This is a genomic window from Propionispora hippei DSM 15287, from assembly GCF_900141835.1.
Classification (GTDB): Bacteria; Bacillota; Negativicutes; order Propionisporales; family Propionisporaceae; genus Propionispora; species Propionispora hippei.
This window is the reverse complement of sequence record NZ_FQZD01000025.1, coordinates 41,341-57,670: the sequence shown is the minus strand read 5'-3', so window position 1 is coordinate 57,670 and position 16,330 is coordinate 41,341. Positions and strand designations below refer to the sequence as shown.

The following is a 16,330-nucleotide window of genomic DNA, read 5'->3' as shown; positions in this document are numbered from 1 at the left end:
AGAGAAGTCAAACCATTGAGCGGAGTTTTGCAGACGCTAAGCAACTGCACGGACTTCGCTATTGCCGGTTTAGGGGTAGAGAGCATGTACAAGAGCAGGCGTTACTAACGGCTGCTTGTCAAAACATGAAAAAGATTGCCAATCACCTCGCCAGACTGGCGTAGGTATCGGCAATCTTTTCTTTTTGAGTCTACTTAGTGATGGTTTTCCTTTTGTTTTGTCTAATAGAAACCCCCATGGCTTAGATCTTTCCCAAACCATGGGGTTCTTCAACAGCCTGAGAAGGCGTCCCTTTTGGGGACGCCTTCTTTTTGTTGGCTTGATTGCCTACCCTGGAACTATTGAGCTGGTCGATAATAGATAACTGCTTTGGGCAACGTTTCAACAAGCTTCCAGTCGTTTGCCTTGAATGCTTTGGCAAAATCGTTGCGTTTGCTTTTATCCACGATGATATACAACTTCTTGTTGCCCGGAAGATCCTCGAAGGAAATAAAGGGCATCACATTCTTACTACTCCAGCTCATAGCCTTAGGCTTAACCTTTTCCAACTCATTAGCATGCTTCAGATTATAAACCGTCTTATGTCCGTAGAAGACAACCGATGCCTTATAATCACCATAATTGATAACCATATCCCCGTCTTGTACATGATCTTGCAAAGCAATGGCAATACTTCGTCCCGAATAAGAGCTATTACACAGCGGAACAGCCACCCAAAGTGTCAAAGCCAGATAAAAGCAAATACTGAATGCCACAAGATGCTTAACCAGTCGTTCCTGAGTGTAAAGCAGGCGTGCAGCTAAAATGGCACTCGGCATTAAGGCCGGCAGCGTGTATGTCGTATACTTTGTTGCCATACACTGATAGAATCCATTGACTAAAAACGCCCAAAGCAGCAGAAAAACCGTTGTCTGATCAAGGACAGGCCATTGACGCTTTTTCCAGTATTTCCGGATAACCAGAGGCAGGCTAAAGCACCAGGGGAAGAAACCCAAAAAGAAGATGGCGGTATAGTAATACCACACATCAAATTGTGGATGCTCCGATACGGTTGCCCTCAGCATATTGTGAATACCAAGGAAGGTGTCGAGAAAAATCTGCCCATGCAATTGATACATGATGTAGTACCAACTGCCTCCTACAAGCAGGAAAATTGCCATACCGCCGAACCATTTCATATGCTTGATCTCAGCAAAATCACGACGCCAGAGAATAAATACCGTTACAATGAAGCCAGGCAGTAAAATCCCTATTGGTCCCTTCGTAAGTACCGCCAGCCCGGCAAATAAATAACAAAGATAGTAATATTTCTTATTCTGACTCGTATAGGCAAGGTAAAAAAAGACGAGCACGGCATTGAAAAAGAGAAACAAGCTAAGATCGGTAATGACCATTTTTGCAATAAGCCAATACTCAAAGGATGTGCCCAGAATCATTGCTGAAAAAAGACCTGTCCTGGCATCGTAGATCTTGCGGGCAAAACCATAAACCATAACCAGTCCCGTAACTCCGGCCAGAGCTGGAAAAAAGCGTGCAGCAAATTCATTGACGCCAAAGACTTTAAACGCAGCAATGAGTTCCCAATAAAAGAAAACCGGCTTATCATACCAATAATTGCCGTAAATTCGAGGTGACATATAATCACCGGACGTAAACATTTCTGACGCGGTCAATGCGTAATTGGATTCAACCGGATCCGTAATTGCAATTGAGGAATTGCCAAGAAAAAATAAAAGTATACCTGAAACTAAAATAATCAATAAATGTTTTTTCGTAGTAGTTGTCATACTTCTCCTCTCTAAGTAAAAACGTTGATTTAATGTCTATACAGGAAAAATGCAGAGTGCAGTTGATTTTTATAAGAATGCATAGCCTTAAAGCAGCTTTTATCCCTAAACGCTTTAATCGACTGATCTTTGCCTGTTTAATAATACCTTGATTTTGAAAGGGCTGCTAGTGGGGATTGTATCAGCGCAGATTGTTATATAGGGCATCTTTCATATGACTTTATCGAAAAAATTGTATCAGGATTACATTCTATATGCCATCCTTTTTTGGTAATTTTTTAAATTATTCTTTGAAAAGACTTTTTTCTGTTGACGTCTAATAATCCCATTGCCTATATTCTTGATGCATATTACAGGAAGAAACAGTCTGTAGGTTCTTTTGCCAGTGAGTTAGTAGGATATGACGATTTGAAAATGATTATAGGAATTTTCGTATCGAAATTTTGATTCTTAAGATAAGGCAGAAAGAAAAACACCCCCCTTGCAGGGCATAGCTTTTTTCTTCGCGAATACACTAATTTGGAGAGGAGGACGATAAAAGTGGCTGATTTTGTAGTTGCCGTAGACCCGGGGAGGGAAAAATGTGGTGTGGCTGTGATGAGCAAGGCTGATGGAGCGCTTTGGCAAGGCGTGATTGCCACTGAACAGCTTACAGAGAAAATCCGGCACCTTGCTATGCAATATGGTTTGACTACGCTGGTACTTGGCGACCGGACGAGTTCCGGTAAAGCCAAGGAAGCATTGGCGGATTTGTTGATAGAAGATAAAAAACTGGAAATTGTCAGTGTCGATGAACATCATTCCACCGAACTGGCGCGACAGTACTACTGGCGCGAACATCCGCCGCGTGGCCTAAAGCGCCTGATTCCTTTGACCATGCAGGTGCCGCCGGTGCCGGTGGATGATTATGTGGCAGTTATCCTGGCGGAGCGTTACTTTGCGGCAGGAAACTAGTGGCTTGTCTACTTTGAACGCGCAAAATAATTCTTGGGAATTTTATCGCAAAGCGAGTTGGAGGAAGCACGCCTGACAGCAATAGGTAAATCGACAACAGCAAAGCATTGCGGGAAAAGGCCCATTAAATGATTATGATTTCAGAGTGGATAGACCACGGGAGTGTGCAGTTGTTAACACGATAAATGAAATAGGAAAAAAAGCACATAAGCTCCTTTGAAGGATTGAAATCAGTATATTCAGACTATGTGGTATTTATTTCCTTGACAGGCAGTAGGATATGGAATATAATGTGAACAGTTGAGAATTTCTTACACAGTCGAAGGATATTATTACACAGCTAAATATTTACATTACACAGTTTTAAAAAAAATTAAGAAAAATTTAACAAATAAGCAGGAATGTTTTAACTTAAGTAGAATATTATGAATACATAGGCAAAAATTACATACCTTATAGGTAGTGATGGTGATCTTTCACCGACGAGGACTGAATCATAGTCCTTGGAGTTGTGATAGATAGAGCAGTATCTTTAAGAGAGGAATGAAGGATAGAGGAAACATGGAAACTCGGTTCTAAATTCCTTCCTTGGGAGAAGCTCGCAAAAAAATAAACCTAAGGAGAGAAACGAATGAAAAAGAATCTTGCTGCAACTTTGGCTCTTGCATTTACCCTTGGCATCGCCGGTACTGCATTTGCCGCAAATCCGTTTGTTGACGTTCCTGCAAAACATTGGTCCTATGACGCTGTTTCCAAATTAGCTGCTGACGGTATCGTTGACGGCTATGGCGACGGAAGCTTCAAAGGCGACAAATCCATGACCCGTTATGAAATGGCTACTATCGTAGCTAAAGCAATGGCTAAAGAAGAAAAAGCCAATGCTGAAGACAAAGCGTTGATCCAAAAATTGAGCGCTGAATATTCTCAAGAGCTTGACAACTTAGGCGTTCGCGTTTCCAACCTGGAAAAGAGAATGGACAATGTAACGTTTGATGGTAAAGTTCGCTTCCGTTATGATAGCGAAAAAGTGGGCGATAAGAGCAAAGAAGGAAATGGTCAATCCTATCTTGATTTGTTTGTAAATGGCAAAATCAATGATGACTGGAAAATCAGAGCGGAAATTGAATCTTCCCACAGCACTGATGGTACAGGAATAACCCCGGCTTCGGATGCTCACAGCACTTCTAAGATCTGGGCTGAAGGCAAAGTTGGCGCTACTACCCTTGATATCGGTAAAGCTCCGTTGTTTGTCGGTTATGGTCTAGTGGCTGATACCTCTTTGAATGGTGTGCAGGCAAGCTTCGGCGACAAGCTGAAAACCACTGTTCGCTATGGTAATTTGGCTGGCGATGATGGTATATTATTTAGCGGTGCTATTGTCCCTGCTCCTACTGCTACTGATCCTGACGCTGTAGCTTTTGGTGCTGGTTCGCACTATGCCGGCGTTGAATTTGCTTATAAAGCATCGGCTGCCACTGATTTGTCTGCCGCTTATCATCGCGTAAATCAAACTGTGTTAGGTGAAAAGCAAAATACCAGCATTTACGAACTTGGCTTCAACAGTAAAATTGCTGATAATTTCACCTTGAACGGTCAATACGCAAAGGGTAATCCGGATAAAGCAGTTTATGATAATGTAGAGAATAAAGCTTATATTGCTCAAGTAACTTACAAAAATGCTGATCCGAAGGTAGCTAAATCCTTTGATATTTTTGCGGGCTATCATAAAGTAGGTTATGGTGCAGAAATCAACACCACTAATGACTACTATGATAATGCTAAAGGCATGCACATTGGCTTTGACTATGTGCCGTTCGAAAACTCTAAATTCACTGCCTTCTACTTAAATAACAAAGCCATTAATGATGACTTGAGAACTGACGCAGTCGCTGGTACAAAAGATAAAGTATACCGCGCTCAGGTTGAATTGTACTTCTAATCAAAATTTACTTAAAGCCGCTGATTTATAATCAGCGGCTTTTTTACATTTCTGATTAAGAGTGAGACGCATGGGGACGTCAGACTATGCGAGAATCTCCTCTTTTATCTCGCGGATAAGCTCCTAAATGAGTTTACCATAAAAAAACGGCAATCCGATCATAGGTTCAGATGAAGGTAACGTTCTTTTTCTGTCATGGGCGAGGAAATAGATATATGGTGGATGCAGAGAGAACTTTTGTAGGAAACGGTGAAAAGTGTTAGTAGCAGTAGAGGTTGCTCCGTTCGTTGAACTGATTGGAAAAACAGGAATATTACGTGGCGCAATAGCCAAAAGCTAGCAAAGAAGAAAGCTCTCCTTTTGTACGAAGTCCTCTCTATACTCTCTGGACTAAGCAGGCAATATCATATATAATAAAGTGAGATTTATGGAAGAAATGTTAAAGCCAGCAACCCAAGAATATCGATTATATCAAGGATATACTGCACAGTAACGAGGCATTGGAAGCAACAACCCACAGGATTGGCCATGGTTTACATATCTTAACTGAAAAGTCGGCTGCCCAAGAAGATGTTTTAAAGTTACATGCTAAATTTGATGATTTGAATAACCGATTCAACCAAATGCAATTAAGTAAATGCTGAACGTTACAAATCCCAATTTTGTGGTACAGTAGATCATAGGGACGTTTTAGAACGAAGGAGGTTTTTAGCGTGAGAAAACAAAAACGGTTTGTCGTAGGATTATTGCTTGTTTGTCTGCTTTCCGTGGGAGCCGTGCCGGCGGCACAGGCGTTTGGTCTGGGGGATATTCTTAAGGTTGGCGGCATTGCAATTCTGATTGATAAGTTTGCCGGACCGCTGAATAACTTTATTAATACTCTGACCATGCAACACAGTGCCGGCTCTGATTATGCCACCAAGGTTGTGCCGATTCTAACCTTTGGCAGTGGTGGCTATGTGGGGGCCGTACAGGTAACGGGGCCGCAAAGTCTGGTAGATCGGGTACAGGCGGTTGTGCAGATTGAAGGAAATTTTAATGGCAGCCAGTTCCGGGTCAAAGCCCTGATTCCGATTGACAGCAAGAATCCGGTCAATTTCTCGCGAGTGCAGGGCGTCGGCGTTTCAGCTATGATTGATGTGAGAATTTAATAATCGATTAGTAGACTACGAATATCCTGCCGATTGGCAGGATATTTTTTCGAAAAAGAGAATTAAAGTATAGAGTATAAGGGAACAACAAAGGAGGCAGGTTATGTTTCGTAAAATATTGTCAACAATTGTGCTGGTTTTGTTTCTTATGTCTTCGCTGGCGCTAGCGGCCGATCCTTCGCAGGAGGTCAATGCGCTTGATAAAACGGTTGCTGTGGAGAAAGTAATTTATGGTACAGAACAAACGGGGGCGTTGGTTGATCGGGTAAAAAAACTGGAGACGGATATTTACAATACCGACAGCCAGGACGCCTTATTGACGAAAATTGATAAGTTATACGCCTATGTAAAAGGTGGAAATGGCGCGGAGTCTTCCCTCTTGCTGCGTCTGAATGCGGCGGAATGGAGTGTTGCGCATACCGTCAATAACGGACCAGCCTTGCAGCGCTTAGATAATCTGGAACATTCGATTTATGGGGCTTCAGAAAAAGGCGGTATTGACGAACGGATTACCAAACTGTTGAGTCTGACTTATCCGGCTGGCCAGGTGAATGCGGTGCACACTACGGTAAATAAGGATTTGCTGATTAAAATTCAAATGGTTTCTTCTCTTGACTCCCGTTCTAGCCGGGTGGGTGACGACGTTATATTCCAGGCCGCCGAGGATGTCTATTCAGGAGGGGTGCTGGTAGTGGCTAAGGGTGCCATGGGCAGCGGCAAGGTTACCAAGGTGGAGCGGTCCCGTAATTTTGGCCGGGATGCTGTGCTGGAGATGTCCTTTGATTCGATTGCTTCTCTGGATGGCTCTCCGATCACCACCTATGTGGGAGATAAAGCGAAGGAAGAGACTCAATCCCTGGCAAAAGCTGCCGGTGCCACAGTGGCCGGCATGGTTGTTTTAGGGCCAATAGGGGTAGTCGGTGGAGCTTTCGTCAAGGGTAAGGATATGACTGTTGCTCCCGGCGCGATTATGTATATCCAAGCTCAGGCCGATACGTTGGTAGAGGGGTTAAGCGTAACGAATTAAATCTGGTGAGAAGCCGCAGACCATGGCTGGCCGATGCGAAGGAATGAATTAGAAGCCTTTGCTTGCCGTGCTATATAGTCTGCGGCTTTCTTGTATATTTTCCCGCAGCAGACTGTGCAGGATAAAGGCGGTATCTGTAGAATAGTATACCTATTAGACTAATATAACAGCCCACATGGCAGGGGATATTAAGTCGATTTGGATAGAGTTATATGCCGTTGAGTCGATAATTGCAAAAATTTGGGATGATCTTGTATTATTGAAGGCGGTGGAGTAAACTATAATAGGGCTAGGACGATACAATTATTACGCTAGACAGGAGTACTTTTATGAAGAAGCAACAACAACTGGCAGCTTGTACCGCAGGGGTTCTGTTGGCCGCTGCTGCTTTTTTTCCGGCTTTGGCAGCGGACAATCCTATTAAAGCCGATAAAGCTAAAGACGCAGATTCCGACAAAAAAACGGTCCAACAAAAGGCTCCGATTGTTATTGATGCCGACCAGCTTAAATACGTCGATTCCAATGGCGATTTTTTTGCCCAAGGGAATGTAAATGTCACTCAGCTAGATAGTAAGATATTGGCTGAGTTGGTTCAAGGAAATGCCAAGCAATATGAGGTATGGATTCAGGATAAGGCTGTACTCATGCAACCGGGAATGGACTTAACAGGCAATGCCTTGCAATATAACTATCAAAAGCATACCGGTACTATGGCGGATGTTAACGGAAATATAGAGAAGGAACGGGTTCATGCGAATCAAATTGAACTGCAGCCGGATAAGAGTATTATTAATAAAGGTTGGATGACTCGCTGCCCGGCCATTGTGCCTGACTACCGGATCAGCGGAGAGTCGATTGAAATTTGGCCAGGGGATCACTATATTGTTCATAATGCGAAATTTTGGATAAAAAATACCGTCATATATTCTATGCCCACTTATCGCGGATCGTTAAAAAAGGGTAAGACGGATAATAATCCTTTTCCAACTATCGGTTATGACAGTGATGGAATTACGCTAAAACAACATTTGGAGACTCCTATTGGCAATAACGATAATTTATCGGCTTTTGTCGACTTGCGGTACTATTCTCAAAAAGGGCTTAAGCCTTTCTACGGATTACGGGATGAGGAGAAGGGCTATAATCTGCAGTTGGTGCAGGGGTATTTAAAGGATGATGAGGATTCCTGGATCAAGATGGAGCCGGAACTAGAATTGAATACAAATAGCAAGCGGTTGGGCGATTCTCCTTTCAGCTATACTTTTGGTGCTTCTTATGGCAAATGGGTAGATCCAGGCAAAAGCAGTTGGCGGCAAGATTATCATGTGTATTTTAGCCGAGATCCAATTCAACTTGGCCGCTCGACTACGCTAAATTTAGGGACAGGCATTGGCTATATTAAGGAAAGCTACAATGACACCACTTGGACTCCTGTTCGCTTTGATGCAAGGCTGAATAAAAGGGTTTCGGACCGTTTTTCTACTTGGCTGGGATATTCCTATGATCATGACTATGACACTACTTTTAGCTATAATCAACCGAATTCTGAGCAGGAGTTGAATACCGGTTTTAGCTATAAGTTCGACCGGTTAAATGCTGTTGCAATAAATTACACCTATGAAATAGACGGAGACCGGGTGCAGGATATTGACTATACCTGGACCCATAATCTGCACTGTTGGGATGCCAGCCTCACCTACCGAGCAAAACGGGATCAAATTAAACTTGGCATTACTATGGCCCATTTTTAGAGGGAGACGTTACGAGTGCAAACTTTACTTGAAATCTTGCCAAAGCTAAAAAATAAGAAAATCATGGTCATCGGTGATATGGTTGCCGATGTATATCTGGAGGGGAAAATAGCGCGAATTTCCCGCGAAGCGCCGGTTTTGATTCTGGAACACGCGGCGGAAGTAGTCGTACCTGGCGGCGCAGCTAATGCAACCTACAATGTGGCTGCTTTAGGCGGTGAAGTATTTGCCGTCGGAGTTGTCGGCGATGATTATGCCGGAAGTCAACTGCGTCAGGAACTGAGCGCTAAGGGCATTCATATTGAGGGATTGATCAATGAAGTTGGCCGTCCCACGATTACCAAGACTCGTATTATGGCTGGGGGACAGGCGACTGTCCGCCAACAGATTGTCCGCATTGACCGGGAAAGTAAGGCGCCTTTTTCGGAAGAAACGGAAGAAAAAGTAGTACAGTATGTTAAAGACAATCTTAAAAATATGGCTGCCGTAGTACTTAGTGACTATGGCAGTCATACTGTATCATCCCATATCCGGGAGAATGTTATTGACTATTGTAAAGAAGCGGGTATTCCCTGTATGGTAGATTCCCGCTATGATGTAATGTCCTATAAAGGAGTTACTGTAGTTAAACAAAACGAATCGGAAGCCGCTGCTGCCGTAGGGTTAAAGACCATAAATACTGCATCTTTACGTCAAGCCGGAAAAATCATCTTAGAGCATCTGGATGCGGAAGCGGTATTAATCAGTCGCGGTCCTGATGGCATGACCCTGTTTGAAAAGAACGGTAGGATTAGTGATATCCCAGTAACCAATAAGAGTGAGGTTTATGATGTAACCGGTGCCGGTGATACGGTGGTGGCAGCTATGACGCTGGCTCTAGCTGCTGGTGCGATATATTATGATGCTGCCAGGCTGTCCAATTTTGCAGCCGGAATTGTAGTACGAAAACTGGGAACGGCTACTGTTGATCCGGTGGAATTAAAAGAAGCTATAGGAAATCATCAGGAATGAGTGAGCAGGGATAGGGAGGATTTACCCATGAGTGCTGTTCCACGCGAGCAAATTGCCTTGTTGTCTGACAAGTTAAAAGCCGCTGGTAAAAAAGTTGTCTTTACCAACGGCTGTTTTGATATATTGCACGTAGGTCATGTCCGTTACTTAGCGGCGGCTCGTGAACTAGGAGACTGCCTTATTGTGGGCTTAAATACCGATGCGTCGGTCCGGCTGATCAAAGGACCAACCCGCCCAATCAATAGGGAGGATGATCGCGCAGAAGTGTTGTTGGCTTTAAAATCGGTGGATTATGTTGTGCTTTTTGGCGAACCTACGGCAAACGAGGTGATTGTCGCAATTCGGCCTGATGTGTATGCCAAGGGCGGTGATTATGCGGCCAAGGATCTGCCGGAAGCGCAAGTGGTTGAAACCTACGGAGGGAAAACGGTTCTTCTGCCTATGGTAGAGGGGAAATCCTCTACACGGATTATAAACAAGATCAAAGAATAATTGCTGTTGAGGTGCCTGAGGATGTACCGGAATATTCTTATCGTTAAACTTAGTGCCATTGGTGATGTCATTCATGCCTTACCTGTGGTTCATGCGCTTAAGACGGCAAATTCCGCCTGCTGGATTACCTGGATTGTCGAAAAGGCTGCGTATAGTCTTTTAGAGAATAACCCTTATATTGATGAAGTGATTCTTTTTGATAAGAAGGAGTTTAAGTCGGCTGCCGGCCTGCTGAAACACTTACCTGCGTTGTCAAAGCAGCTTAAAGAGCGGCACTTTGACCTGGCGATTGACTTGCAGGGATTGTTTAAAAGCGCCGCGATTTCTTATATAAGCGGTGCAAAACAAAGGCTGGTTTACTGCAATGCCCGGGAGGGCAGCCAGTTGATTGGTAAACGCATTTGCGGTACTCATTCCAACGGTCACGTAGTAGAGCGATATCTGGATGTTGTCCGCTATTTGGGTTGTCAAATCAAGGCACCGGTATTTTCTATAATCTTTACCGAAACGGAAATTGCCAAAGTGGAAGCCGTTGTAAGACATAGTGGACTGGATATACAGCATTCTTATGTTGCTTTGGCGCCGGGTGCCAACTGGCCTAATAAACGCTGGAGCATGGAGAAGTTCTCTGCGCTGGCAGATCAATTGTATGACAAAAACCTAATTCCTGTTTTAGTTGGCGCTGCAAGCGATAAAATGCTTGGCGAAGAAATTGTGAGTAAAGCGAAAATTCCTCCGGTAAACCTTATTGGGCGAACGACGTTAAAACAGCTTGCTTACGTTATACGCTCTGCTGCCGCTTTTGTCGGTGGTGATACCGGGCCGATGCATTTGGCTGCTGCTGTTGGTACGCCGGCGGTTGCCCTTTTTGGTCCTACCGATCCTGTGCGGAACGGTCCTTATTCATCCCGGAGTACCGTAATACGGGCCGGACATGGCTGCGACGGCTGCTGGAAACGTACCTGTCCGCTGGCTATAGATTGTCTGGATGCAATTACCACGGAGCAGGTTTGGAAAGCGTTAACGCCATACGTGAGTTATCAATAAATAGGCTGGTTTATCTTTGACTTTTGCATTTGTCATTCCATAGCTGGGTGGCTTTATCCTGAATAATAGCTACCAAGGAGGAAACTGCTTGAATATATTAATGGTCGTGCCACGCCTCAACATTGGTGGGGCTGAAAGCTATGTCGCTACTATCGCCATGGCATTACAACGGCTTGGGATTACCGTAATTGTCGCTTCAGGCGGGGGAATGCTGGCCGATTCTCTTAAAAAACAGGGGATCAGGCATTATCATGTTCCTATTCGTTTTAGTAGTACGTTTGCGGCTTGGCTGTTGGAGAAAATCGTCAGAAGACATCAAATAGACGTTATCCACGCTAATTCTGCCGCTGCCGGTGTAGCAGCCGTTAAGCTAAAACAACGGATTAATGTGCCGGTCGTATATACGGCGCATGGCGTATTTGGACACAACGCGGAGGAAATGACCCTTAATCAATGCGACAAGATCATTTGTGTAAGTGAATATGTGCGTCATTACGCCCTGCAAAAAGGCTTTGGGGAAAACCAGCTAGTCACAGTGTATAATGGCATTGACCTCCATAAATTTAAGCTGCATGCCAACAAAGCAACTGAAATTCGTGAGCAACTGGATATCCCGGAGAATGCGTTTACCGTAGCGATTGTCGCCAGAATTAAAAATTTACGGAATAAAGGCCATGCAGATATGCTGCATATATTGGAACGTTATGGCGGCGCACAAGATTGGCATGTACTGGTTATTGGTAAGGGCAATGGATTATGGAAGCTGAAATACCGTATTTGGAAACAAAAGCTCGGTCAACGTGTTCATTGTCTTGGCCATAGGGTGCATGTGCAAGATATATTAGCCGGGGTTGACGCAACCGTGCTGCCCTCTAACTTTGAAACCTTTGGATTGGTGCTCCTGGAATCCATGGCTATGGAAAAACCGGTCGTGACCTATGCCGTTGGCGGTACGCCGGAGGCGGTTGATCATGAACGCACCGGATTTTTGGTGGAAAAACATAATCTGGATGATTTATATCAGCGGCTCTCTATGCTGGCTGATGATAAAGAACTGCGTTTATCGATGGGAAGGCAAGGTCGGCAATGGGTAGAGAGTCATTTTGATAGCAACGATATGATAAAAAAACTTGTTGATATATATCAAGATGTAAAGAAATAAGTAAAAATATACTGGTGATCTATTACCTGCTGACGGTTTTGTATTGGCAGTTCGAAAAGCTAACGCAAATGGATAAGTGTGAGGGGATTGAGGCAATTTGCTATATGACAAGATGTTGATAGAAGCCGTTAAGGATCGGAGGGTATTCATGGGCAGGCAGCATGTAGCTCCCGGCCTTGAGGAAATTCATATTGGCTATGGCATTGATAATAACTATGTGCGTTGCATGGGAGCCTCGATTGCTTCGATTTGTCACAATAACCAGGATAGTCATATCATTGTTCACGTGCTGGCGAGTGGTCTTACCAATGATAGTACGAAGAAGCTTGAGCAATTAGCCTGCGATTTTAATGTTAATATCCATGTTTACACCATTGATCAGACAGTTTTTGCTCAACTGCCGGTACAAGTGCATTTTCCGGCATCCATCTATTACCGATTTATCCTTCCGGCGATCCTGGAAGTTCCGAAAGTACTCTATCTTGATGCCGATATTATTTGCCTAAGAAATATACAAGCCTTGTTTGCAATGGATTTGGCAGACCATATTGCAGCGGCTGTACCTGATGTAGAGCCGTTGGCGACCAAACGCAATACAGTGTTAGGCTTGGCCAATCATACTTATTTTAACTCGGGCGTCTTATTGCTGGTAAGAAACCATTGGAACAACTATCAGGTTGCCAACAAGGCTTTGACATTGTTGGCTCAAGAACCGCAGAAATTCAGGTATCCTGACCAGGATGTGCTGAATGTTGTTTTGTCAGGCAAAATAACATATCTGGGGCAAGAATGGAATCGAATCAATACGCCGTATATAGCGGATGACGGCATTCGATTCCTGCACTTCGCAGCTCATCCGAAGCCTTGGAGCATTGCCTGGGCATTGAGCGACTTATGCAATGATTTCACGCGAAATATATATAGTATGTATGAGGGCCTGTCGCCATGGAAAAACTGCCCACCGACACGACCGCAAAATTATAGGGAAATGCGAAATTACGCCCGATGTTTGCTTAAGACCGGAGACTATTTGGCAGGGCTTTACTGGTATGGGAAATATATAAAAACCAAAGTTACGATTAAATTTGCAGGTAAATAGTATTATGAAAAACTTTTTAGTTATCAATACTTCCTTTTTTGGCGATGTATTATTAACCAATACTTTATGCCAAAATATCAAGCTGGCCTATCCAGAGTCAAACATTATCTTCATGGTGAATAAGCCCTTCTATGAGGCCGCTAAATATATGGCCGGTGTCGATGAGGTAGTATGCTATGATAAAGCGGGCATACATAAAGGCCTGGCGGGTATACTTACCTTTCTTAAGGAGCACCGGGGCAGCCTGAAAGACCGCATAGATGTTGCTTTTGTTCTTTATGGCAATGAACGTGGCATCTGTATCGCTAAGGCATTAGGCGCACACACCATTATTAGTGATAACCGGGGTCTACTTCACTATCTATTTTCCACTATCAGCGTAGAAAAAGGCTTGGGAACTGTCCAGCAGGAAAATACAAAATTAATTAAAGCTCTAACCCATCAAAAGGCCGTTGATCTCCCCGTTAAATATACACCGCCATTAGCGGCTGAGACCTATGTGCAGAAGCTATTCAGTCAACTGGGGATACAGCCGCAGGATGAACTGGTGGGGCTGTGTGCCATCAGCAAAAAAACTGAAAAAGATATGCCTCTGTCTACGGCTGTTGAAGTTATTACCTCTCTTCAACAGACTGGCAAAAAGGTAGTGTATCTAGGAGCTGGCCCTACGGCGGCAGAGTATGCGGCCGAACTACGATCACGTGGCTGCTGCTCCTTCGTTGATCTGACAGATAAAACAAGCATCGCCGAGCTGGCTGCTGTCATTCAAAGCTGTGCTGCCGTCATCAGTGTCGATACGGGAACTTTACATCTTACCTGTGCGGCAGGTGTTCCACTGGTAGCCTTGTTTTATGTTAATGATTGCCGGCATTTGGCAAAATGGGCGCCGGCGAAATATTATCCGCATGTCTTGCTGTCGGAGAATATAACAACGGCGAATATTTTGCATAGCTTACAGACTTTACTGGTTAGCGAGGGTACGCAGTGAAAAACAAAAACTTATTCATTGTCAATACGCCATTTCATTTATTGACATCCTTTATCTTAGCGCAAGGTCGTTTTAACGGCGATGATAATTATTTGGCACTGATTCATCCCCATGGTTATGAGAAATGGCAGGATAATCCGATCATGCGCCATATGTCCTCTGCCGCTGGTGGCTGGCAGCAGGTATTTCCGTTGGGGAATTGGCTAAGCAGCCGGCATAAAACTACTAGCTACAAGGCGCAGGTGGCAGAGGTTAGGGCTTCCATTGGTATACTGAGAATTAACACTGTTTTTTTAGGCAGTGATATTGATGTTCAGAATCAATTATTGGTAGGAGCACTTGATATAGACAATTTCTGCCGCTATGAGGATGGCCTCTATTCCTATTACAATGAGGACAGGAGAAGATCACTGGCCCGCAGTTTCTTTCACCAAACGAAGATTGCTCTTTTAAAAACCATGGCGGGTATTACGGGTAAGGTCAATATTAACACTTCTACCGCAGGAGATAACCAGTCGGGAACTTGTGATTTCATGTATAAACCGGAACTGCTCCAGCGATTTTCGCCTTGTGCCTATAAAATTGAACAGGAATGGATTGCTAAGGCGCTGGAACAGCTCAGCAGACAAAAATTGCTCGTGCCAACCATTGAAGGCAATAGCTTTTTGTACTTGAGCCAACCGCTGGTTGAACAAAAGAAATTTACGCTGCTAGAAGAAACAGCCGTCTTGCAGGAAATTCTTCGCAATGTGAAAACTAAGGGGCGTTTACTCTATAAACCGCATCCTAACGACAGTTCGTACAAAATTAATTATTATCGCAAGACTTTGCCGGATATGGTTATCTATAATTCGATAGAACCGGTTGAGTTAACCTTTGCCTATGAAAAAAAGATACAGGCTATTATTAGCTATCAATCTTCCGCCTTGCTATTTCCTGACAAATTCGCCAGGCAACCGGTGAAAGCCATAAGCCTGGTCAAATTTTATAAAGAACCATTACATCCTGCATATATTGAAATCATGCACAAGGCCGGGGTCAGCTTTCCCGAGGATGTGAACGGCATGGCAAGTGCTTTACAGGTATAAGGAGAATTGAACATGTTTATTGCCTTACTCATCATGGTTACACTCATGATCGTATTTTTTATCAAATTTCAACATCGTATACCTATTCTGATGTATCATCGCATTGCTACCGTGCCGGGTGATAGAAACTCTTTGCCGCCGGAAAAATTTAAGGAACAACTGGATTATCTAAAAAAACATGGTTACCACACCATAACGCTTAATGACTTATATAATCATGTTACGCTGCAAGTGCCGCTTCCGCCCAAACCGGTTATTTTGACCTTTGACGATGGATATGAAGACAATTTCTCCTGCGCCCTTCCCTTACTTAAAGAACGGGATATGAAAGCGACTGTATTTCCCATTGTTCATTGGGTCGGCATGGAAAATAAATGGGAGAATTTCAATAAACAACTCACTCAGACTATGAACTGGGATCATCTAAAACAGTGGCATGCCGCTGGCATGGAAATAGGCTCACACACGCTGGAGCATCCGTTCCTTACACAATGCGATGAGGTAAGACTGGAGCAGGAACTTCGACATAGCAAAATGATATTGCAAGAAAAACTAGGAGCTGCTATCGATTTTCTTTGTTATCCTTATGGTTTTTTTGATAATAGAGCAACCGAAATAGCGAAACAATGCGGTTATAGAGGCGCATTGGCCATTTTTGCTAATGCGCCTCTGTGGAATCACGATATGTATGCCCTACCCAGGATACCCATATCTTCCAGGCAGCCCTCATGGGAATTTGCTCTCAAAGTTAGCCGATTTCATATATTATTTATTATGCTGCGAAAAATAGAACGTGGTGCAAAATGGCTAAGATGGAAATGAAACAGGGTATAA

At 43.8% G+C, this 16,330-nt stretch carries 15 protein-coding genes; 14 read left to right on the top strand and 1 reads right to left on the bottom strand.

Annotated elements, in window-relative coordinates; translation table 11 throughout:
* Window positions 1–164: transposase (locus F3H20_RS13615; protein WP_149735453.1), on the top strand; the 164-nt coding region annotated here is incomplete at its 5' end.
* A 174-nt stretch (window positions 165–338) separates the two neighbouring features.
* On the opposite strand, the gene F3H20_RS13610 is transcribed toward F3H20_RS13615, so the two are convergent.
* Entirely contained in the window at window positions 339–1,787 is a 1,449-nt protein-coding gene (locus F3H20_RS13610) for an ArnT family glycosyltransferase (RefSeq protein ID WP_149735452.1), read from the bottom strand.
* A gap of 540 nt (window positions 1,788–2,327) precedes the next feature.
* On the opposite strand from F3H20_RS13610, the gene F3H20_RS13605 reads away from it, so the two are divergent.
* From F3H20_RS13605 to F3H20_RS13545, 13 genes are all read left to right on the top strand, one after another.
* Window positions 2,328–2,741, top strand: coding sequence for a RuvC family protein (locus F3H20_RS13605; protein WP_149735451.1), 414 nt, complete (start codon window positions 2,328–2,330; stop codon window positions 2,739–2,741).
* 631 nt (window positions 2,742–3,372) lie between these two features.
* Window positions 3,373–4,680, top strand: a complete 1,308-nt coding sequence (locus F3H20_RS13600) for an S-layer homology domain-containing protein (protein ID WP_149735450.1) — start codon at window positions 3,373–3,375, stop codon at window positions 4,678–4,680.
* 713 nt (window positions 4,681–5,393) lie between these two features.
* Window positions 5,394–5,831 (top strand): hypothetical protein, encoded by a 438-nt coding sequence (locus F3H20_RS13595; protein ID WP_149735449.1) that lies wholly within the window; start codon window positions 5,394–5,396, stop codon window positions 5,829–5,831.
* Between the two features lie 103 nt (window positions 5,832–5,934).
* On the top strand, window positions 5,935–6,858 hold the full coding sequence (locus F3H20_RS13590; protein WP_149735448.1) for a hypothetical protein: 924 nt from the start codon (window positions 5,935–5,937) through the stop codon (window positions 6,856–6,858).
* 329 nt (window positions 6,859–7,187) lie between these two features.
* A complete protein-coding gene (locus tag F3H20_RS13585; protein WP_149735447.1) occupies window positions 7,188–8,609 on the top strand; it encodes an LPS-assembly protein LptD in 1,422 nt (473 codons plus the stop codon).
* A 63-nt stretch (window positions 8,610–8,672) separates the two neighbouring features.
* Window positions 8,673–9,620 (top strand): bifunctional heptose 7-phosphate kinase/heptose 1-phosphate adenyltransferase, encoded by a 948-nt coding sequence (locus F3H20_RS13580; RefSeq protein WP_149735461.1) that lies wholly within the window; start codon window positions 8,673–8,675, stop codon window positions 9,618–9,620.
* Window positions 9,621–9,647: 27 nt separating this feature from the next.
* A complete protein-coding gene (rfaE2, locus tag F3H20_RS13575) occupies window positions 9,648–10,112 on the top strand; it encodes a D-glycero-beta-D-manno-heptose 1-phosphate adenylyltransferase (protein WP_149735446.1) in 465 nt (154 codons plus the stop codon).
* A gap of 21 nt (window positions 10,113–10,133) precedes the next feature.
* On the top strand, window positions 10,134–11,159 hold the full coding sequence (waaF, locus tag F3H20_RS13570; RefSeq protein ID WP_149735445.1) for a lipopolysaccharide heptosyltransferase II: 1,026 nt from the start codon (window positions 10,134–10,136) through the stop codon (window positions 11,157–11,159).
* A gap of 88 nt (window positions 11,160–11,247) precedes the next feature.
* Window positions 11,248–12,321, top strand: a complete 1,074-nt coding sequence (locus F3H20_RS13565; protein ID WP_223191766.1) for a glycosyltransferase family 4 protein — start codon at window positions 11,248–11,250, stop codon at window positions 12,319–12,321.
* A gap of 148 nt (window positions 12,322–12,469) precedes the next feature.
* Window positions 12,470–13,420 carry a glycosyltransferase family 8 protein gene (locus F3H20_RS13560; RefSeq protein ID WP_188128333.1) on the top strand — a complete coding sequence of 317 codons (951 nt, stop codon included), beginning with the start codon at window positions 12,470–12,472 and terminating at the stop codon, window positions 13,418–13,420.
* A gap of 4 nt (window positions 13,421–13,424) precedes the next feature.
* A complete protein-coding gene (locus F3H20_RS13555) occupies window positions 13,425–14,408 on the top strand; it encodes a glycosyltransferase family 9 protein (protein ID WP_149735443.1) in 984 nt (327 codons plus the stop codon).
* Window positions 14,405–15,496 (top strand): polysialyltransferase family glycosyltransferase, encoded by a 1,092-nt coding sequence (locus F3H20_RS13550; RefSeq protein WP_149735442.1) that lies wholly within the window; start codon window positions 14,405–14,407, stop codon window positions 15,494–15,496. The genes F3H20_RS13555 and F3H20_RS13550 overlap by 4 nt, the downstream gene beginning before the upstream one ends.
* A gap of 12 nt (window positions 15,497–15,508) precedes the next feature.
* Window positions 15,509–16,318, top strand: a complete 810-nt coding sequence (locus F3H20_RS13545) for a polysaccharide deacetylase family protein (RefSeq protein ID WP_149735441.1) — start codon at window positions 15,509–15,511, stop codon at window positions 16,316–16,318.
* Window positions 16,319–16,330 lie beyond the last annotated feature (12 nt).